This window comes from Mycobacterium sp. TY815 (assembly GCF_030755135.1).
Lineage (GTDB): Bacteria > Actinomycetota > Actinomycetes > Mycobacteriales > Mycobacteriaceae > Mycobacterium.
This window is the reverse complement of sequence record NZ_JAUFRX010000003.1, coordinates 373,648-389,569: the sequence shown is the minus strand read 5'-3', so window position 1 is coordinate 389,569 and position 15,922 is coordinate 373,648. Positions and strand designations below refer to the sequence as shown.

At 66.9% G+C, this 15,922-nt stretch carries 18 protein-coding genes, 1 tRNA gene and 1 pseudogene; 8 read left to right on the top strand and 12 right to left on the bottom strand.

The window, feature by feature from the left end:
* Nucleotides 1–327: 327 nt before the first annotated feature.
* Nucleotides 328–678 carry a WhiB family transcriptional regulator gene (locus QXK92_RS27620; protein WP_065132588.1) on the bottom strand — a complete coding sequence of 117 codons (351 nt, stop codon included), beginning with the start codon at nucleotides 676–678 and terminating at the stop codon, nucleotides 328–330.
* 361 nt (nucleotides 679–1,039) lie between these two features.
* Here QXK92_RS27620 and ponA2 point away from each other — a divergent pair, with 361 nt between their 5' ends.
* The 4 genes from ponA2 to QXK92_RS27600 all read left to right on the top strand — a co-directional run bounded on the left by ponA2 (nucleotide 1,040) and on the right by QXK92_RS27600 (nucleotide 5,722).
* Entirely contained in the window at nucleotides 1,040–3,469 is a 2,430-nt protein-coding gene (gene ponA2 / locus QXK92_RS27615; RefSeq protein WP_306247125.1) for a transglycosylase/D,D-transpeptidase PonA2, read from the top strand.
* Nucleotides 3,470–3,527: 58 nt separating this feature from the next.
* The gene (locus QXK92_RS27610) at nucleotides 3,528–4,487 is read left to right on the top strand and encodes a metallophosphoesterase (protein WP_306247122.1); all 960 of its coding nucleotides are present in this window, start codon (nucleotides 3,528–3,530) and stop codon (nucleotides 4,485–4,487) included.
* The gene (locus QXK92_RS27605; protein WP_306247120.1) at nucleotides 4,484–5,587 is read left to right on the top strand and encodes a PLP-dependent cysteine synthase family protein; all 1,104 of its coding nucleotides are present in this window, start codon (nucleotides 4,484–4,486) and stop codon (nucleotides 5,585–5,587) included. The genes QXK92_RS27610 and QXK92_RS27605 overlap by 4 nt, the downstream gene beginning before the upstream one ends.
* A gap of 61 nt (nucleotides 5,588–5,648) precedes the next feature.
* A tRNA-Pro gene (locus QXK92_RS27600) sits at nucleotides 5,649–5,722 on the top strand.
* Between the two features lie 92 nt (nucleotides 5,723–5,814).
* Here QXK92_RS27600 and QXK92_RS27595 read toward each other — a convergent pair.
* From QXK92_RS27595 to QXK92_RS27585, 3 genes and pseudogenes are all read right to left on the bottom strand, one after another.
* Entirely contained in the window at nucleotides 5,815–5,970 is a 156-nt protein-coding gene (locus QXK92_RS27595) for a hypothetical protein (protein ID WP_120794271.1), read from the bottom strand.
* Nucleotides 5,971–6,065: 95 nt separating this feature from the next.
* A complete protein-coding gene (locus QXK92_RS27590; RefSeq protein WP_306247118.1) occupies nucleotides 6,066–6,314 on the bottom strand; it encodes a hypothetical protein in 249 nt (82 codons plus the stop codon).
* 33 nt (nucleotides 6,315–6,347) lie between these two features.
* Nucleotides 6,348–7,568, bottom strand: a pseudogene (locus QXK92_RS27585) (cytochrome P450); the annotation flags it as partial.
* A gap of 214 nt (nucleotides 7,569–7,782) precedes the next feature.
* On the opposite strand from QXK92_RS27585, the gene istA reads away from it, so the two are divergent.
* Nucleotides 7,783–9,300 carry an IS21 family transposase gene (gene istA, locus QXK92_RS27580; RefSeq protein ID WP_240258325.1) on the top strand — a complete coding sequence of 506 codons (1,518 nt, stop codon included), beginning with the start codon at nucleotides 7,783–7,785 and terminating at the stop codon, nucleotides 9,298–9,300.
* Between the two features lie 47 nt (nucleotides 9,301–9,347).
* The gene (locus tag QXK92_RS27575) at nucleotides 9,348–10,073 is read left to right on the top strand and encodes an ATP-binding protein (RefSeq protein WP_240263800.1); all 726 of its coding nucleotides are present in this window, start codon (nucleotides 9,348–9,350) and stop codon (nucleotides 10,071–10,073) included.
* 79 nt (nucleotides 10,074–10,152) lie between these two features.
* Here QXK92_RS27575 and QXK92_RS27570 read toward each other — a convergent pair whose 3' ends face one another.
* From QXK92_RS27570 to QXK92_RS27560, 3 genes are all read right to left on the bottom strand, one after another.
* Nucleotides 10,153–10,314: a hypothetical protein gene (locus QXK92_RS27570; RefSeq protein ID WP_306247116.1), complete on the bottom strand. Its 162-nt coding sequence runs from the start codon at nucleotides 10,312–10,314 to the stop codon at nucleotides 10,153–10,155.
* Nucleotides 10,315–10,342: 28 nt separating this feature from the next.
* A complete protein-coding gene (locus QXK92_RS27565) occupies nucleotides 10,343–10,642 on the bottom strand; it encodes a DUF4193 domain-containing protein (protein WP_306247114.1) in 300 nt (99 codons plus the stop codon).
* 136 nt (nucleotides 10,643–10,778) lie between these two features.
* On the bottom strand, nucleotides 10,779–11,126 hold the full coding sequence (locus tag QXK92_RS27560; RefSeq protein WP_306247112.1) for a hypothetical protein: 348 nt from the start codon (nucleotides 11,124–11,126) through the stop codon (nucleotides 10,779–10,781).
* A gap of 112 nt (nucleotides 11,127–11,238) precedes the next feature.
* Here QXK92_RS27560 and QXK92_RS27555 point away from each other — a divergent pair, with 112 nt between their 5' ends.
* Together QXK92_RS27555 and QXK92_RS27550 are read left to right on the top strand one after the other, a co-directional pair.
* Complete coding sequence (locus tag QXK92_RS27555) at nucleotides 11,239–11,778, top strand: cysteine hydrolase family protein (RefSeq protein WP_306247110.1); 540 nt, start codon at nucleotides 11,239–11,241, stop codon at nucleotides 11,776–11,778.
* A 44-nt stretch (nucleotides 11,779–11,822) separates the two neighbouring features.
* Entirely contained in the window at nucleotides 11,823–11,990 is a 168-nt protein-coding gene (locus tag QXK92_RS27550) for a hypothetical protein (RefSeq protein WP_306247108.1), read from the top strand.
* Nucleotides 11,991–12,024: 34 nt separating this feature from the next.
* Here QXK92_RS27550 and QXK92_RS27545 read toward each other — a convergent pair whose 3' ends face one another.
* Genes QXK92_RS27545 through QXK92_RS27525 form a run of 5 tightly spaced genes read right to left on the bottom strand, consistent with a single transcriptional unit; the run spans nucleotide 12,025 to nucleotide 15,821 of the window.
* Nucleotides 12,025–12,786 (bottom strand): endonuclease/exonuclease/phosphatase family protein, encoded by a 762-nt coding sequence (locus QXK92_RS27545; protein ID WP_306247105.1) that lies wholly within the window; start codon nucleotides 12,784–12,786, stop codon nucleotides 12,025–12,027.
* Nucleotides 12,777–13,418 carry an SAM-dependent methyltransferase gene (locus QXK92_RS27540; RefSeq protein WP_306247103.1) on the bottom strand — a complete coding sequence of 214 codons (642 nt, stop codon included), beginning with the start codon at nucleotides 13,416–13,418 and terminating at the stop codon, nucleotides 12,777–12,779. Before QXK92_RS27540 ends, QXK92_RS27545 begins: the two co-directional genes overlap by 10 nt.
* On the bottom strand, nucleotides 13,415–14,164 hold the full coding sequence (locus QXK92_RS27535; protein ID WP_306247101.1) for a PIG-L deacetylase family protein: 750 nt from the start codon (nucleotides 14,162–14,164) through the stop codon (nucleotides 13,415–13,417). The genes QXK92_RS27540 and QXK92_RS27535 overlap by 4 nt, the downstream gene beginning before the upstream one ends.
* A complete protein-coding gene (locus tag QXK92_RS27530; RefSeq protein ID WP_306247099.1) occupies nucleotides 14,161–15,108 on the bottom strand; it encodes an acyl-CoA dehydrogenase in 948 nt (315 codons plus the stop codon). Before QXK92_RS27530 ends, QXK92_RS27535 begins: the two co-directional genes overlap by 4 nt.
* Nucleotides 15,105–15,821, bottom strand: coding sequence for a glycosyltransferase family 2 protein (locus QXK92_RS27525; protein WP_306247097.1), 717 nt, complete (start codon nucleotides 15,819–15,821; stop codon nucleotides 15,105–15,107). The genes QXK92_RS27530 and QXK92_RS27525 overlap by 4 nt, the downstream gene beginning before the upstream one ends.
* Nucleotides 15,822–15,922 lie beyond the last annotated feature (101 nt).

The window sequence follows — 15,922 nt, the reverse complement described above, 5'->3', positions numbered from 1 at the left end:
CAATAAAGTAATGATGGAGGCGGACTCAAAATGAGGCGCCTGGAACTCCGCGGACCCCCGCCGTCCGGGCCGTGCGGCCACCTGCCGGCGATCGTCGAGTTACGTCAGCAACCAACTCTGTAAAGGTGTCATGACCTGCGGTGACGGCGCTCAGAACCGCCCTTATTTGACGCTCATTCAATGACGGTCAGCAGGCCCAATCGGCGCTGCACCGCAAAAAAGGGCGCTGACCAGGGAAAATAGCCGGGCGCAACTACGACGTCCAGCTAAGCTGTAATAAAAAAGTAATGACGTGAGGGCCCGCAGCACGCGGGTTTGCGCAGCCGGTCAGACGATGTTGCGGCGCTTGCGCTTGTCGAAGTAGTCCGACCAGGACACCACCTCGGGGTGCTGCTTCAGCAGCGCCCGGCGCTGACGCTCGGTCATGCCGCCCCAGACGCCGAACTCCACCTTGTTGTCCAGGGCGTCCGCGCCGCATTCCTGCATTACAGGGCAGTGCCGGCAGATAACAGCGGCCTTGCGCTGGGCGGCGCCGCGTACGAACAGCTCGTCGGGATCCGTCGCCCGGCACAACGCCTGCGACACCCAGGTGATGCGCTCCTCAGCCTCGACGCTGCGGAGCAGATTGCCTGTGGACGTGAGGTTGGTCCTTCGTGCGCCCGGACGCGTTCCTGACACGAGCTGATCCCTTCCTTCCGGTCGCCGCCTGCGACCGCCCTCTTCGGGTACCAGCCGACCATGCGATTCGAGCCACAATGTGCACATCGGTGTTACCTGAATCTCACTGCGTCTCTAAGTTAGGGGTTGGGACGCCAATTGCGCAACAGTCCGATAACGCTTTTTCTGGGACGTTCGTGCCGTCTTGCGTCGACCGGCCGGGCAAAACAGGGCCGGCTTGTCCCCTTTTGGGGCTCTGACCAGTGCAGTCGCAGGAAATTCACAGTTCCCAGGGGTAGCGGACCGGTCCGACAGCTGCTACAGAAATTTTTTCCAGCCGCACGGCGCGGGGGGGTGACGAGAGGTCGCTACTGTAGTACGCATGTCCGAGCGTCCCCCGGTAGCACTCACGCTGCTGAAGCTCGCGGGCTTCTGTCTGCTCGCCAGCGTGGTCGCCACCGCGCTCATGTTCCCGCTCGCCGGTGGCGTGGGGCTGATGTCCAACCGCGCCTCCGAGGTCGTCGCCAACGGCTCGGCTCAACTCCTGGAGGGACAGGTGCCGGCGGTGTCGACGATGGTCGACGCCAAAGGAAACACGATCGCGTGGCTGTACTCCCAGCGTCGTTTCGAGGTGCCGTCGGACAAGATCGCCAACACCATGAAGCTCGCGATCGTGTCGATCGAGGACAAGCGGTTCGCCGACCACAACGGTGTGGACTGGAAAGGCACGCTGACCGGCCTGGCCGGCTACGCGTCCGGGGATGTCGAAACCCGCGGCGGTTCGACCATCGAGCAGCAGTACATCAAGAACTACCAACTTCTGGTGACGGCGCAGACCGACGCGGAGAAGCGCGCGGCCGTCGAAACCACCCCGGCGCGCAAGCTGCGCGAGATCCGCATGGCACTCACGCTGGACAAGACCTTCACCAAGCCGGAGATCCTCACCCGCTACCTGAACCTGGTGTCGTTCGGAAACAACTCATTCGGCATCCAGGACGCCGCACAGACCTACTTCGGGGTCAACGCGATCGACCTGAACTGGCAGCAGGCGGCGCTGCTGGCCGGCATGGTGCAGTCGACCAGCGCGCTCAACCCGTACACCAACCCCGAAGGCGCACTGGCCCGGCGCAACCTGGTGCTGGACACCATGATCGAGAACATCCCCGCCGAGGCCGACGCCCTGCGCGCCGCCAAGACCCAGCCGCTCGGGATCCTGCCGCAGCCGAACGAATTGCCGCGCGGCTGCATCGCGGCCGGCGATCGCGCCTTCTTCTGCGACTACGTGCAGGAGTACCTCTCGCACGCGGGGATCAGTAAGGAACAGGTAGCCCGCGGTGGTTACCTGATCCGGACCACGCTGGATCCCGACGTCCAGATTCCGGTCAAGTCGGCCATCGACAGGTTCGCGCCCCCGACGCTCAGCGGCATCTCGAGCGTGATGAGCGTGATCCTGCCCGGCAAGACGTCGCACAAAGTGGTGGCGATGGCCAGCAACCGCAAGTACGGCCTGGACACCGAGGCCGGCGAGACGATGCGGCCACAGCCCTTCTCCCTGGTCGGCGACGGCGCCGGATCAATCTTCAAGATCTTCACGACGGCGGCCGCGCTGGACATGGGCATGGGCATCAACGCCCAGCTCGACGTCCCGGGCCGCTTCCAAGGCAAGGGGCTGGGCAGTGGTGGCGCCAAGGGCTGCCCGAAGGACACCTGGTGCGTGATCAACGCCGGTAACTACCGCGGCAGCATGAGCGTGACGGACGCGCTGGCCACCTCGCCCAACACCGCGTTCGCCAAGCTGATCTCGCAGGTCGGCGTGTCCCGGACGGTGGACATGGCCATCAAGCTCGGCCTGCGGTCCTACGCCAACCCCGGCACCGCGCGCGACTACAACCCCGACAGCAACGAGAGCCTGGCCGACTTCGTCAAACGGCAGAACATCGGCTCGTTCACCCTCGGCCCCATCGAGGTCAACGCGCTGGAACTGTCGAATGTCGCCGCCACGCTCTCCTCCGGCGGCATGTGGTGCCCGCCGAACCCGATCGACAAGCTCATCGACCGCAACGGCAACGAGGTCTCCGTCACCACCGAGACCTGCGAGCAGGTGGTCCCCGAAGGACTGGCCAACACGCTCGCCAACGCCATGAGCAAGGACGCGGTGGGCAGCGGCACGGCGGCCGGTTCGGCCGGAGCGGCCGGCTGGAGCCTGCCGATGTCCGGCAAGACCGGCACCACCGAGGCGCACCGGTCTTCCGGCTTCGTCGGCTTCACCAACCGCTACGCGGCGGCCAACTACATCTACGACGACTCGCCCTCGCCGACCGACCTGTGCTCGGCCCCGCTGCGGCATTGCGGCAGCGGTGATCTGTACGGCGGTAACGAGCCCGCGCGCACCTGGTTCACCGCGCTACAGCCGATCGCCAACAACTTTGGCGAGGTGCACCTGCCGCCCACCGACCCGCGGTACATGGACGGTTCGCCGGCCGGGCGGGTGCCCAGCGTGGCCGGTCTGGACATCGACCAGGCACGTCAGCGCTTGCGGGACGCCGGTTTCCAGGTCGCCGACCAGCCCAACTCGGTCAACAGCAGCGCCAAGTATGGCGAGGTCGTCGGAACGTCGCCGACCGGCCAGACGATTCCCGGCTCGATCGTGACGATTCAGATCAGCAACGGCATCCCGCCGCCACCGCCGCCGCCGCCCGAGGGCGGGTTGCCGCCGGAGGTTGTCGGATCGCAGGTCGTCGAAATACCCGGCCTGCCCCCGATCACCATTCCGCTGCTGGCGCCTCCACCGCCGGCACCGCCGCCCCCCTAGGCGCTGATCACGCGAAGAGCCGCGCGTCGAGTCGGTTCCCGGCAGTAAACTGCCTGGCATGGCTGAGGTACTCCCTGTCGCGTTGAAGACCGGAGCCGCAGTGCTTGGCTCGGCGGTCGCCGGGATCGGCTACGCGGCGTTCGTCGAGCGCAATGCATTCGTACTGCGCGAGATCACGATGCCGGTGCTGAGCCCGGGTTCGACCCCACTGCGGGTGCTGCACATCAGCGACCTGCACATGACACCGAACCAGCGGCGCAAGCAGGCCTGGCTGCGCGAGTTGGCCAGCTGGGAGCCCGACTTGGTGGTCAACACCGGCGACAACCTGGCCCACCCCAAGGCGGTGCCGGCGGTGGTGCAGGCCCTGGGCGACCTGCTGTCCCGTCCCGGGGTCTTCGTCTTCGGCAGCAACGACTACTTCGGGCCGCGCCTGAAGAACCCGATGAACTACCTGACCAACCCCGATCACCGGATCAAGGGCGAGCCGCTGCCCTGGCAGGACCTGCGTGCGGCGTTCACCGAACGGGGTTGGCTCGACCTCACCCACAATCGCCGCGAGTTCGAGGTCGCCGGTCTGCACGTCGCCGCCGCCGGCGTGGACGACCCGCACATCGACCGAGACCGCTACGAGACGATCGCCGGACCGGCCAGCCCCGCCGCCAATCTGCGGCTGGGGCTGGTGCACTCGCCGGAGCCGCGGGTGCTGGACCGCTTCGCCGCCGACGGGTACCAGCTGATCATGGCCGGCCACACCCACGGCGGACAGCTGTGCCTCCCGTTCTACGGCGCGCTGGTCACCAACTGCGGGCTGGACCGCTCCCGGGCCAAGGGCGCTTCCCAGTGGGGCTCTCACACCCGGCTGCACGTCTCCGCGGGTATCGGCACCTCACCGTTCGCGCCGGTGCGGTTCTGCTGCCGGCCCGAGGCGACCCTGCTGACGCTGATCGCCACCCCGATGGGCGGCCGGGATTCGACCAGCAACCTGGGGCGCTCACAGCCAACCGTGTCCGTGCGTTGACACAGACCCGCATCGCGGCCCGAAGTCTCTCCCGGACCTGGACCGACAATGCGATCCGGCTGATCGAGGCGGACGCCCGGCGCAGCGCCGACACCCATCTGCTGCGGTACCCGCTGCCGGCCGAATGGGGTTCCGGGGCCGGCGTCGAGCTCTACCTCAAGGACGAGACGACCCATATCACCGGAAGCCTCAAACACCGGCTCGCGCGCTCCCTCTTTCTCTACGCGCTGTGCAACGGCTGGATCGAGGAGGGCACGACGGTGGTGGAGGCGTCCTCGGGTTCCACCGCGGTGTCGGAGGCCTATTTCGCGGCGATGCTGGGTTTGCCGTTCGTCGCGGTGATGCCGGCGGCGACCAGCGCGAGCAAGATCGCATTGATCGAATCACAAGGCGGCCGTTGCCATTTCGTGGAGAAGTCGAGCGAGGTCTACGCCGAGGCCGCCCGTGTCGCCGCGGAGACCGGCGGCCACTATCTGGACCAGTTCACCAACGCCGAGCGTGCCACCGACTGGCGCGGCAACAACAACATCGCCGAGTCGATCTACCTGCAGATGACCTTGGAGTCCCACCCGATACCCGCCTGGATCGTGGTGGGGGCCGGCACCGGTGGCACCAGCGCAACGATCGGCCGCTACATCCGCTATCGGCGGCACGCGACGCAGTTGTGCGTTGTCGACCCGGAGCATTCCGCGTTCTTCCCGGCCTACGTCGACAACCGGGCCGACGTGGTGACCGGCGCGTCCTCGCGGATCGAGGGCATCGGCCGGCCGCGGGTGGAACCGTCATTTCTGCCGTCCTTGGTGGACAGGATGGTCTCGGTGCCCGATGCGGCTTCGATCGCGGCCGCCCGCCACGTCAGCGCGGTCCTCGGCCGACGGGTGGGCCCGTCGACGGGCACCAACCTCTGGGGTGCCTTCGGCCTGCTGGCCGAGATGGTCGCCGAGGGCCGCCACGGTTCGGTGGTCACACTGCTGGCCGACAGCGGTGATCGCTATGCCGACACCTATTTCGACGACGAATGGGTGGCCGCCCAGGGGCTGGACCCCCGTGGTGCCGCCCGGGCGCTAGCCGAATTTGAACGCTCCTGCCGCTGGGACTGACCCGCCGACCTGCCGTTTGGGAGGTGACTGGTCCGGTGCGATAGGCTGTCGAGGCTTCAAGCGGGGTGTGGCGCAGCTTGGTAGCGCGCTTCGTTCGGGACGAAGAGGCCGTGGGTTCGAATCCCGCCACCCCGACTCATGTTCTACCGACCAAAAATGCGTCGGACCGAAACCGCGTTTCCGCAGTTCCGGTCCGACGCAACTAGCTCAGGGCGCAGGCGAGTGCGCTAGAACCAGACTCTTCGGCCTCCGACCGGGCGCCCAACCGCACCCAGAATCCACAGAATCACACCGACGAGCACGAGAATGCCGCCGATTGTGTAGAGAATTGGGATGCCGGCGAAATAGCCGATCAGCAGCAAAATAATTCCCAGGATAATCACGTCGCGCCCCTTCTGTTGAACGCTGTCTAATTGGCAGATCCAACCTCCGTGTACCCCGCGAATTGTGGGTCCAATCACATCGCTCTGTCACAGATCTACATCGAAGATCCGTGCAGCACCGCCACTGCCACTACCACCCAGGTCGCCGATATCACCAGCGCCGCGATAGCCTCGCGCCTGCCCTGTGGGAGGGTTTCAGGCTGCAACAACGCCGCGATCGCGCAGAAGACACCCAGCAGCACCGCTCCGACGATGCTGAATACCAAGGCCGCCGAGGCGTAACCGCTGGTGGCCGGTTCCGGCGCCGCACCCACAACCGCCTTCCTCGAAAAGTTGGTCGTCATGGCAGCACCATGGCACCCGGCCCTGGACGGGTTCTAAACGAATTCTTGGAGCGGCCGGAATCGCACGCTCGTGCCGCGGCGCGGCGCGAGCATGATGGACCGGCGCACCGCCTGCTCGGGCCGGGAATCCACGGAAATGAATTCACCTTCACGCAGCAATACGTGCAGCACCGTAATCAGCTCCCGCATCGAGAATGCGGCGCCCAGGCAGCGTTTCACCCCGCCACCGAACGGCAGCCAGGCATACGTCTGAGGCCGGACACCCAGGAACCGCTCCGGCCGGAATTCCCGTGGCGACTCGTAGACGGCCGGATCCCTGTTGATCGCGACGATGTGGACGACGATCCGGGTCCCCGCCGCGACCTCGTAGCCGCCCAACCGAAAGGGTTGCGCCGCCACCCGGGAGGTCAGCGGGGCGGGCGGGCGTACCCGCAGCGCCTCATCGATCACCGCCGTCGTGTACTCCTCTCCGCCGGCCGTCGCCTCGTCCCGCACCCGCCGCAGGGCATCGGGATGATGCAGCAACAGGTCGAACACCCATGCCAGGGTGGTTGCGGTGGTTTCGTGGCCGGCCAGCATCAAGGTAATCAGGTCATCTCGAATCTCGCTGTCCGACAGCCCGTCGTCGGATTGAGCGCACATCAACAACGACAGGATGTCGCGGCGGGTGGCCAGCCCGGGGTCGTTGCGGCGCTCGGCGATGAGCCGCATGACCACGTCGTCGATCTCGCGATTGGCCCGCGCCCGCGCCGGCCACACCCGCAACGTGCCGAGCCCGCGCAGCGCGTAGCGCACGGTCAACTGCTCTGATACCCCGAGGTTCAGCAGGTGTTCGAAGGGCCGCCCCAGCCGCCGGACTTCTTCCGGCTCCTCGACGCCGAAGATGATTCGGACGATCACATCGAGCATCAGCGCCCGCGCGGCCTGCAGCATCTCGAAAGGGCGATCGACGGGCCACGCGCGCATGGCCCCCCGTGTCGACGCTTCGATCACCGGCACGTAGGAGTTGAGCGCGGCGCCGTGCAGCGGTGGTGTCAACATCCGGCGCCGCCGCAGGTGCTCCGGTTCCTCCTGGACGAACATGGACCCGGATCCGTAGATGGCCGCCGCAGGTCCCACCCCTTCGCCCCCCAGCAGCACATCCGTCGGCGCGGTGAAAACTTCTTTGGCCAGCGCCGCATTGGACACAATCGCAACGTCACCCAGGCTGAGGATCGGCATGGTCATGATGGGGCCGTACCGGCGGATCAGCTGTCGGCGGACATGAAAAACTGCCCACTGGCGGACATGAAAGTGCCCGTTCGCGGCCAATAAGAACTGCCCACCGGCGGATACGAAAGTGCCCGCAGGCGGCCATGAATCTGCCCAGACCTACTTGATGTCGTTCGGCGCGTCTGCGCTGGGGCGGCCTCTCCTGCGGTTTCGATGTCGATGCCTAGTCGACCCGACAACCCCAGGAGAGACCTACTTGAAGTCTGACGGAGAACTCATGGAAATACTCAATGCCTACGACCTGACCGGGTCCTACCGCGCCGCGGCCGAGCTGTGTGGGTGCTCGCACCACACCGTGAAGAAAGCGGTCGAGGATCGCAACGCTGGGCTGCCCCCGGCCACGCGGCGGGCCCGGATGATCGATGATTGGCGCGACCTGCTGGAAACCTGGGTCGCTGATTCGAAGGGCAAGATCCGCGGCGACAAAGCCCACGACAAGCTGGTGGCGTTGGGCTACACCGGCACCGACCGCACCACCCGCCGTTCGTTGGCGGAGATCAAAGCGCAATGGCGCCTTGGCAATACACGCGTGCACCGGCCCTGGATCACCGAGCCAGGACTGTGGCTACAGTACGACTTCGCCGACGGCCCCCTTGTCGCCGGCCGCAAGATCGTGCTGCTCGTGGCGTGGCTGGCGTGGAGCCGCTACCGCGTCGTGGTGGCTTTGCGGGACCGCACCGCACCCAGTGTCTTCGCCGGCCTGGACCGCATCTTTCGCATCGTCGGTGGTGCTCCAACCTACCTGCTCACCGACAACGAGAAGACCGTCACCACTGGACACATCGCCGGAGTTCCGGTCCGCAACCGGGCCGCGGTCACCTTCGGCCGCTACTACGGCCTTTCGGTGCTGACGTGTGAACCCGCCGACCCAGCCACCAAGGGTGGGGTGGAGAACGCGGTGAAGCTCGCCAAAGCCGACATCGTGCCTACTGAGACCAACCTCCTGCCGCAGTACGACTCGTTCGCCGACGTCGAAGCCGCATGCGCCGGTTTCACCACCGAGATCAACGCCCGCGTGCACCGGATCACGGGACGCCGGCCGGCCGAGATGCTCATTCAGGAACGCCCGGCCCTGCACGCGGTTCCTGACCTGCCCCACACCGCCGCGTTGGGGGTGACCCGCCGGGTTCCCGACAACACCCCGATGGTCACCTTCGACCACTGCCAATACTCGCTGCCCGCAACTCTTCTGGGCCAGACAGTGTGGATCCGTGACCACGACGGCACCGATGAGGTGGTGATCTGCGCTCTTGATGGCGGCGGCCCGGTGGAGGTGGCGCGGCATCGCCGCGCCGCCCCCGGTAGTCCCGCCATCAACGATGACCACTTCCCTGAGCATCGGGACAAGGTGCCCGGTGATTACCGGGTGCGGGCCCGCACTGTCAGTGAGCAGACCTTCCTGGCGCTGGGGCCGGGTGCGGCGGTGTGGCTCAAAGAAGCCGCCGCCGTCGGCACCGAACGGATCCTGCAGAAGATGGCCCACGCGGTGGAACTGTCGGCGTTAACCGGCCGCGCCGATGTCGACTGGGCGCTCGGGCATGCTGGCGTGCACGGTCGCTTCGCCACCGGTGACCTTGATTCCATCCTCGCCAGCAAGGGCATGGACACCACTCGCCGCGGCGCCGACGAAGACACCTCCCTGGCGCAAGGAACCAGTGGGTGGAACTTATTCGGCCGCAACGTTATCGACGCTGACGAGGCAGGCATCGCGTGACTACCACCACGACCACCGCGTCGCTACCCGCCGACGTCGAAGCGCTGATGCGTGGGCTGCGGTTGCCGCACGCCCGCGCGATCGCCGCCGACGTGCTGGCCACTGCCCGAGCTCAACGCTGGGACCCCACCGAGGTGATCAAAGCGCTGCTGACCGAGGAGTCCGCCGGCCGGGCCCGGTCCATGCTGGCCGCCCGCCGCAAAGCCGCCGGCTTCCCGACCGGGAAGACATTCGACGTGTGGGACCCCAATGCGTCGTCGATCCCGTTACCGACCCAGCAGGCGCTACAGACCCTGGAGTGGGTGGGTCGTCGGGAGAACCTGGTGGTCTGCGGGCCCGCTGGCACCGGCAAGACGTTCTTCCTCGAAGCGTTGGGGCAGAAGGTCATCGAAGCCGGGATGCCGGTGGCGTGGTTCACCCTCGAGCAGATCGGGGTCCTGGTTCGGGCGCACCGCGCTGACGATTCGTTGGGCAAGGCCGTGGCCAAGATCGTGCGTGCCGAGCTCGTGGTGATTGACGACGTTGGACTGTTGCCCGTCGGTGCCGATGCCGCTGAAGGGCTCTACCGCATCGTCGAGGCCGCCTATGAACGGCGCTCGGTGGCGATCTCATCGAACCTGCACCCCAGTGGTTTCGATGAGCTGATGCCCAAGACGTTGGCGACTGCCACCGTGGACCGGCTGCTGCATCACGCGCACCTGTGCCAGACCAGCGGAGACTCCGTGCGGCTGGCCCAAGCCCTGCACGGGAAGGGAGTCAAACCCTTGAGCTGACAACGGCCTCAACCACCGGTGGCGGACACACCCTAATGGGCAGATTCGTGTCCGCCACTGGGCAGTTCTTATTGGCCACCTACGGGCAGTTCTCATGTCCGCCCACGGGCAGTTTCAGCTGTCCATTGACACGCAGCCGCATCATCCGGCGTTCGCCGCCTATCAGGTAGGCCAGTGCGTACGCCGCGGCGAAGGCGCTACGAAACCCGCGCGGAGCGGGCAGTCCGGGTGGAGGGCTCACACGCAGGGATTGTCCTCCTACGCGGGAGTCACGCGCAGTCGGCGCAGATCTGCCGTCCGCCACTGGTGTCGCGCAATCGGTTGCGGTGCTGCACCAGGAAGCAACTCGAGCAGGTGAATTCGTCGGCGCGCTGCGGGATCACCACGACCGAGAGTTCTTCGCTGGAGAGGTCCGCACCCGGCAACTCGAAGAAGAGCGACTCGTTCGGGTCGTCGTCGACCACAGTCGTGGCCAGCTTCGGCATGGGTCCCAGCTCACGCAGTGTGGATCGATCCGCGGCGTCGGTATCGGTCACGCGGCGGGCGTCATAGTCGCTGACGGTAGTCATGGCAGTTCCTTCCTGCGGAGGGCCGGGCCGGCCACCACATGGTCGCCCGTTGGCACAGGCAGTACCCCATTCCGCAGCCGCCCACACCCCTTCGGCGGGAGGAAATCTCAGATGTGCTATCGCGCGCCCGCGGGTGTCAGCGGGCGGTGAGTTGCAACGTCGGCCAACTGCCCGGGTACAGCACGGCCTGCTGGGCAAGCGCGCGTTGACGACGCATGTCGGCACGCTGGGTGCGCGCCACCCAGGCCAGGCCGAGCCAGGGCGACATGATGGCCAGTACCAGTGCCACTCCGGCCAGCAACTCGTGTCCCGATGCCATTGCGACCAGCCCGATGACCAGACCGACCGCCCAGGTGGCTGCAGCTACCAAACCGGGCACGCTCACGGCGCGCTCACCCGAGTCGCTGGTCGTGGCCGGCCCGTGGACGAGCGGGTCTGTCCCGATGTAAACCATGCTCACTCCCAGAGACGTAGGAAACCTCATTACGGTTACTATATCCCAGGGACACAGTTGCCGCACTCGCCAATTTTGGTGGCGGCTCCCCAGGATTACGCATCATCCTGTTGAGTTCCCGGAGAGCGGGTACAAGTCGACTGTGAGTGATACCGCGGTGCTGATCATCGATATGTTCAACGACTACGACCACCCCGATGCCGAACAACTGGCCGACAACGTCGCCGGCATCATGGATCCCCTGGTCGGGCTGGTGAACGACGCTCGCGACAACGACGGCGTCGACCTCATCTACGTCAACGACAACCACGGCAACTTCACTGCCGACCGCCGCTCGATCATCTCCGCCGCGCTCGACGGCAAGCGGCCCGAACTGGTCAAACCGCTGGTGCCGCCGGAGGACACCTACGTCATCACCAAGGTCCGCCACAGCGTCTTCTACTCGACGGCGCTGGATTACCTGCTGGACCGCTTGAAGAGCCGGCGTCTGGTGCTGGCCGGCCAGGTCACCGAACAGTGCATCCTCTACAGCGCACTGGACGGCTATCTGCGCCACTACGAGGTGGTGGTGCCGCCTGATGCGGTGGCCCACATCGACGAGGAACTCGGTTCGGCCGCGCTGAAGATGATGGAGCGCAACATGAGCGCGGAGCTGGTGGACGCTGCGCACTGCCTGTCCTAGCGCGAGCCCAGACCCCACACACCCAAGACCTGAAGGAGGTCGCGATGACCGGTGGCAAAGAGAAGAGCGAAGAAGACGTACAGGGCGACGAGCACGTCGCCAACTCACGCGAGGGACGCGACCAGGACGGCGACTACGTGGGACGCACGGCCGCCGACGACGATTTCGACGCCGGTATGACCGGCGCGGAGGCGCGCAGCCAGCAGGAGTGACGCAGCGGGCGGTGACTCAGCGGGCAGGAGTGACTCAGCGGTGCAGGTCCGCCACCAGCGGGCGGTGATCTGAAATCGGCATCAGCTCCGCGACCGTCGCGCTGACACGCAGTTCCCTGTCGTCGGTCACGATGTGATCGAGCTGCCGGGTCGGCGCGTCGGCCGGAAACGTCGCCGCCGACGCCAGTGGCCGCATCCCGGTCCAGCGGTGGACGGGAGCGGGCGGGAGGTTGAGGTCGCCGACCAGCAGCCGCGGCCCCGGCAGTCCCCGCAGGTCCCGCATCAGGCGCCGCAGCTGACGCACATTCCACGCCGGCACGAAGGACAGGTGGGTGTTAGCCACCGTCATCAGCCCGAGCGGCGTCTGCAGTCGCGCGATCACAGCTGCCCGGGGCTCCTCGTCGACGATCATCACCTTGTTGGGGCCAGGCAGATACATCGGGAAGCGCATCGGAATCCGGGGTAACCGCACCACCTGCCAGCTGGTCACCGGGAAGCGGGACAGTAATGCAATCCCATAGGCCGCGGTCCCCGGTTGTTCGCGTCCGGTAGCCGCCATCCAGGTCGCCCCCGGCGTTCCCGAGATAGCGGCGACGAACCGGTGCTCCACGGCACCCATCGCCTCGGCCGCGGCCGCGGTCAGATCGGCCCGACCGGACCGCGGCTGGTCGAAGTCGACTTCCTGCAGGGCGAGCACGTCCGGATCGAGGCGCCGCACGCAGTCCCGTAGCCGTTGCGGGTCGACGCCGTCGCCGACGGTGCGGCCGTGCAGGATGTTGAAGGTCGCTATCCGCATGTTCGCTCCCGCGCGCCGGGAACGTTCTCCCGCGCCGCCACTGAGCGACCGTCGGCGGTGTCGAAGACATCGATCACGACGTCGTCGTCGCAATATCGCCCCAGTGGTGTCAGCCCGGGCGTGGCCGCAATGACGGCGTGCGCCGCATCGCCGGTGAGCAGATAATCATCCACCGGGTGCCGCCAGTGGGCGGCGACGACAGTCGCGCCGCGCACCAATCGCGGACACTCCCGTCGCAGCACCTCCGCGAGGGTTTCCGCCGCGAGGTAGTAGGCGATCTCGCTGAGCACCAACAGGTCGAACGGGCCGCCCGCCCACGGCTCGTCCAGGGATCCACGCGAGAGCGTCACGCGGTCGCGGCAGCCGCTATCCCGCAGCCGGGCGTCGGCGGTGCGAATGGCCGCGTCGGCCACGTCGACGGCGGTGACGTGGTCACAGCGCGCCGCCAACTGCCCGGTCAACGTCCCGATCGAGCAGCCCGGCTCGAACGCGTGCCGATATCTCGGTCTGGGCAGCAGTGCCAGCGTGATGGCGTACTTGCGCTCCTCATACCAGCGCGTCGACAACTCCCAGGGATCGTGTGCGCCGGCGTACATCCGGTCGAAGTACGCGTCGGGCAGCCGCGTGGTCACCGGAAAACCATCTCCCCCACGGCAAGTAGCCGCTCGAGCACGAACGGCGGCAACACCGCTGCCGGGGGCTCGAATTGGCTTCGAAAGCATTGTGCGGCTTGACTTTTGCGCTCCACCGCCCACCGCGGCAGGGAAATTCCGCGGGCTCGATCCCAGGGCACGTCCGGATCATCCGGGGTGGCCCAGTGCCACATCCACAGCGGATACTCGACCAGGGTCACACCAGCGCGTGCACAGGCCGTCGCCGCCGCCCGGCCCACTGCCTCATGGTCGGGGTGACCGTCACCCCGCCAGGTCGCCGCGCACCAGGACCCGGGCGGGCACGCGTCCAAAATCCCACCGAGCTGACCCGCCAGATGATCCTCGTGCTCGGCCAGCTGCCCGTCGGGCAATCCGAGCGACAGCGGCGGCCCCACACCGAGAACAGCCGCGGCAGCGCGAAGCTCGGCACGGCGCGCGTCCTCGAGTCGAACCCGCTCAGCCAGCGACGAATCCGGGCGCGCGGCCCCGCCGTCACTGACCGACACGACCCGGACGGGAACGCCGGAAGCAACCAGCTGCGCCATCGTCGCGCCCATGCCCAGGGTCTCGTCGTCTGGATGCGCCGCCACCACGACCAGAGATGTGCAGGTCAGCGCCAGCGTCGGTGGACGAAGCGCGGGAAGCCAGTCCTGCGCGGGGGTGCCGCCACCTGTTAGAGGTCTGGCGGCGAATCGCGGCCCGTTGGTGGGCGGCGTGACCCTCAACGGCTGGGCCGGCCGGCCAAGCGGCCGAGTTCGGCCAGGTCGCGCTCGGCGTGACTCTGCCGTATGTAGATAGTCAGGTCGGCCACCCGCTGGGCGTGCCGGCCGTCCTGGCAGAGCGGGCCGGGCCCAAGTGCGCGTCCGGTGCGGGTGATCGCTTCGTCGACGGCGTGTTCCACGACCGCGCGGACGCGTCGGGCCAGCAGTTGCGCGGCGCGCGCCCGGTCGAACGGATCTGCGTCGATCTGCGCGGCGGCCGCGGCCAGCATCGCATCGCCGGCGGCCAGCGCGGCGTCGACCGCGCCCAGGTGTGCCAGAGCGTAGGCGTCTGCCGACTCGCTGCGGGCGCAACGGTACAGCGGGTCGGCCACCCGGCGGGCACCGCCGAGCCAGCAGGCGGCGACGCCGATCGCCCCGTGCCAGAACCCGGCACGGCTCAGGTAGTCCCCGGGCTCACCGACCAGGATCGCGTGCACGTTGCTGAATTGCACCGACCGGGTGTCACTGCCTGCCATCCCGGGGTTCCACCAGGTACTCGGCAGCGGCTTCACCCCGGCGTCGGTAAGGGTGACGGCAAACAGGCCACGCTCGCCGCCTTCCATGTGCGCGGTGACCAACGCGTTCGTGCAGAACCCGGCGCCCGAGCACCAAACCTTGATGCCATTGAGCTGGAACTCGTCTCCGGAGACGCTGGTGGCGGTCAGCTTCGCGTCGGATGCCTCGGCCGCCCACACCCCCCACAGCTGATTGGGCTCGGGCGGCTTGCCCCCCAGCTCATGCAGGATGGCGACCGCATCGACGTGGGCTTCGGCGATGCGCGCCGCCGCGATGTCGTCCTGGGCCAAACGCGTCAGCTGCTGCAGGCGGTCTGCGGTGTATCCCGCCGCCGGCAACGGCAATTCCAGTCGTCCCGATTCCAGCCAGTGTTGAACTAATCCGGCGGTCATGCGACATCCCCCGTCGCGCTTTCTGAGAGCGTGCTCAAGTGATCAGCAAATCCGCGTGGCGCCCGAGCCTGGATTCGCGCCGAAGTGACAACCGATCGTGCGGTATCTCGGCAAATTCGGTAGCCAGCATGCTCGAACCGCGCTACCAAGTCAACATCCTCACCGGACGTCAGGGCCCGAAAGCCACCGACGCGCCAGTACGCCGACGAGCTGAAAGCCATGTTGGCGCCATGAATGTGGTCATGTTCGTCGTCCACTCGCGCGTCGTAGTCGTGCTCGTACTTGTCCACCACTTCGCTGCGATGTTGTTCCCAGTCCGTGACCCTCACCAGGCCCAGGAACATGTCCGCGCCGCAATCGAGTTGCCGCACCAACCAGTCGGGATTCACGGTGCTGTCGGCGTCGGTGGTGGCATACCAAGAGTTGGTGTCCGTCCCGCACCACGAACGCGCATAGTCGAATCCGGCTGCCCGCGCCGCACCCACGTTGCGGGATTCCACCCGGACGAAATGAACATCGGTTCCGTAATCGCCGGCCAGCTGGGCACTCTCGTCTTCGCTGGCATCGAGCACCACGACGATGACGACCGGCAGAGGGACGCACAGGGCCGCGGTCACTACCGCCGACAGACAGTCGGGAAGACTGTCCTGCTCGTTATGGGCCGGAATGACGACCGCAACTTGGTCGTACGTGCGCGACGCTGCGGCTGACATAATGAATCTAATTTCCCGTTTAGATTCCAACTAAACGATTGAGCAACAGCACAACCCGGCCGGCAGGTTGCCGTGATTGACGGCCGGGTATGCCCTAGCGA

Coding starts and splice junctions, on each gene's coding strand:
- ponA2 (WP_306247125.1), top strand. CDS start 1,040: ATGTCCGAGCGTCCCCCGGTAGCACTCACGCTGCTGAAGCTCGCGGGC.
- QXK92_RS27610 (WP_306247122.1), top strand. CDS start 3,528: ATGGCTGAGGTACTCCCTGTCGCGTTGAAGACCGGAGCCGCAGTGCTT.
- QXK92_RS27590 (WP_306247118.1), bottom strand. CDS start 6,314: ATGACGACCAACTTTTCGAGGAAGGCGGTTGTGGGTGCGGCGCCGGAA.
- QXK92_RS27575 (WP_240263800.1), top strand. CDS start 9,348: ATGCGTGGGCTGCGGTTGCCGCACGCCCGCGCGATCGCCGCCGACGTG.
- QXK92_RS27565 (WP_306247114.1), bottom strand. CDS start 10,642: ATGACTACCGTCAGCGACTATGACGCCCGCCGCGTGACCGATACCGAC.
- QXK92_RS27560 (WP_306247112.1), bottom strand. CDS start 11,126: ATGAGGTTTCCTACGTCTCTGGGAGTGAGCATGGTTTACATCGGGACA.
- QXK92_RS27550 (WP_306247108.1), top strand. CDS start 11,823: ATGACCGGTGGCAAAGAGAAGAGCGAAGAAGACGTACAGGGCGACGAG.
- QXK92_RS27545 (WP_306247105.1), bottom strand. CDS start 12,786: ATGCGGATAGCGACCTTCAACATCCTGCACGGCCGCACCGTCGGCGAC.
- QXK92_RS27530 (WP_306247099.1), bottom strand. CDS start 15,108: ATGACCGCCGGATTAGTTCAACACTGGCTGGAATCGGGACGACTGGAA.
- QXK92_RS27525 (WP_306247097.1), bottom strand. CDS start 15,821: ATGTCAGCCGCAGCGTCGCGCACGTACGACCAAGTTGCGGTCGTCATT.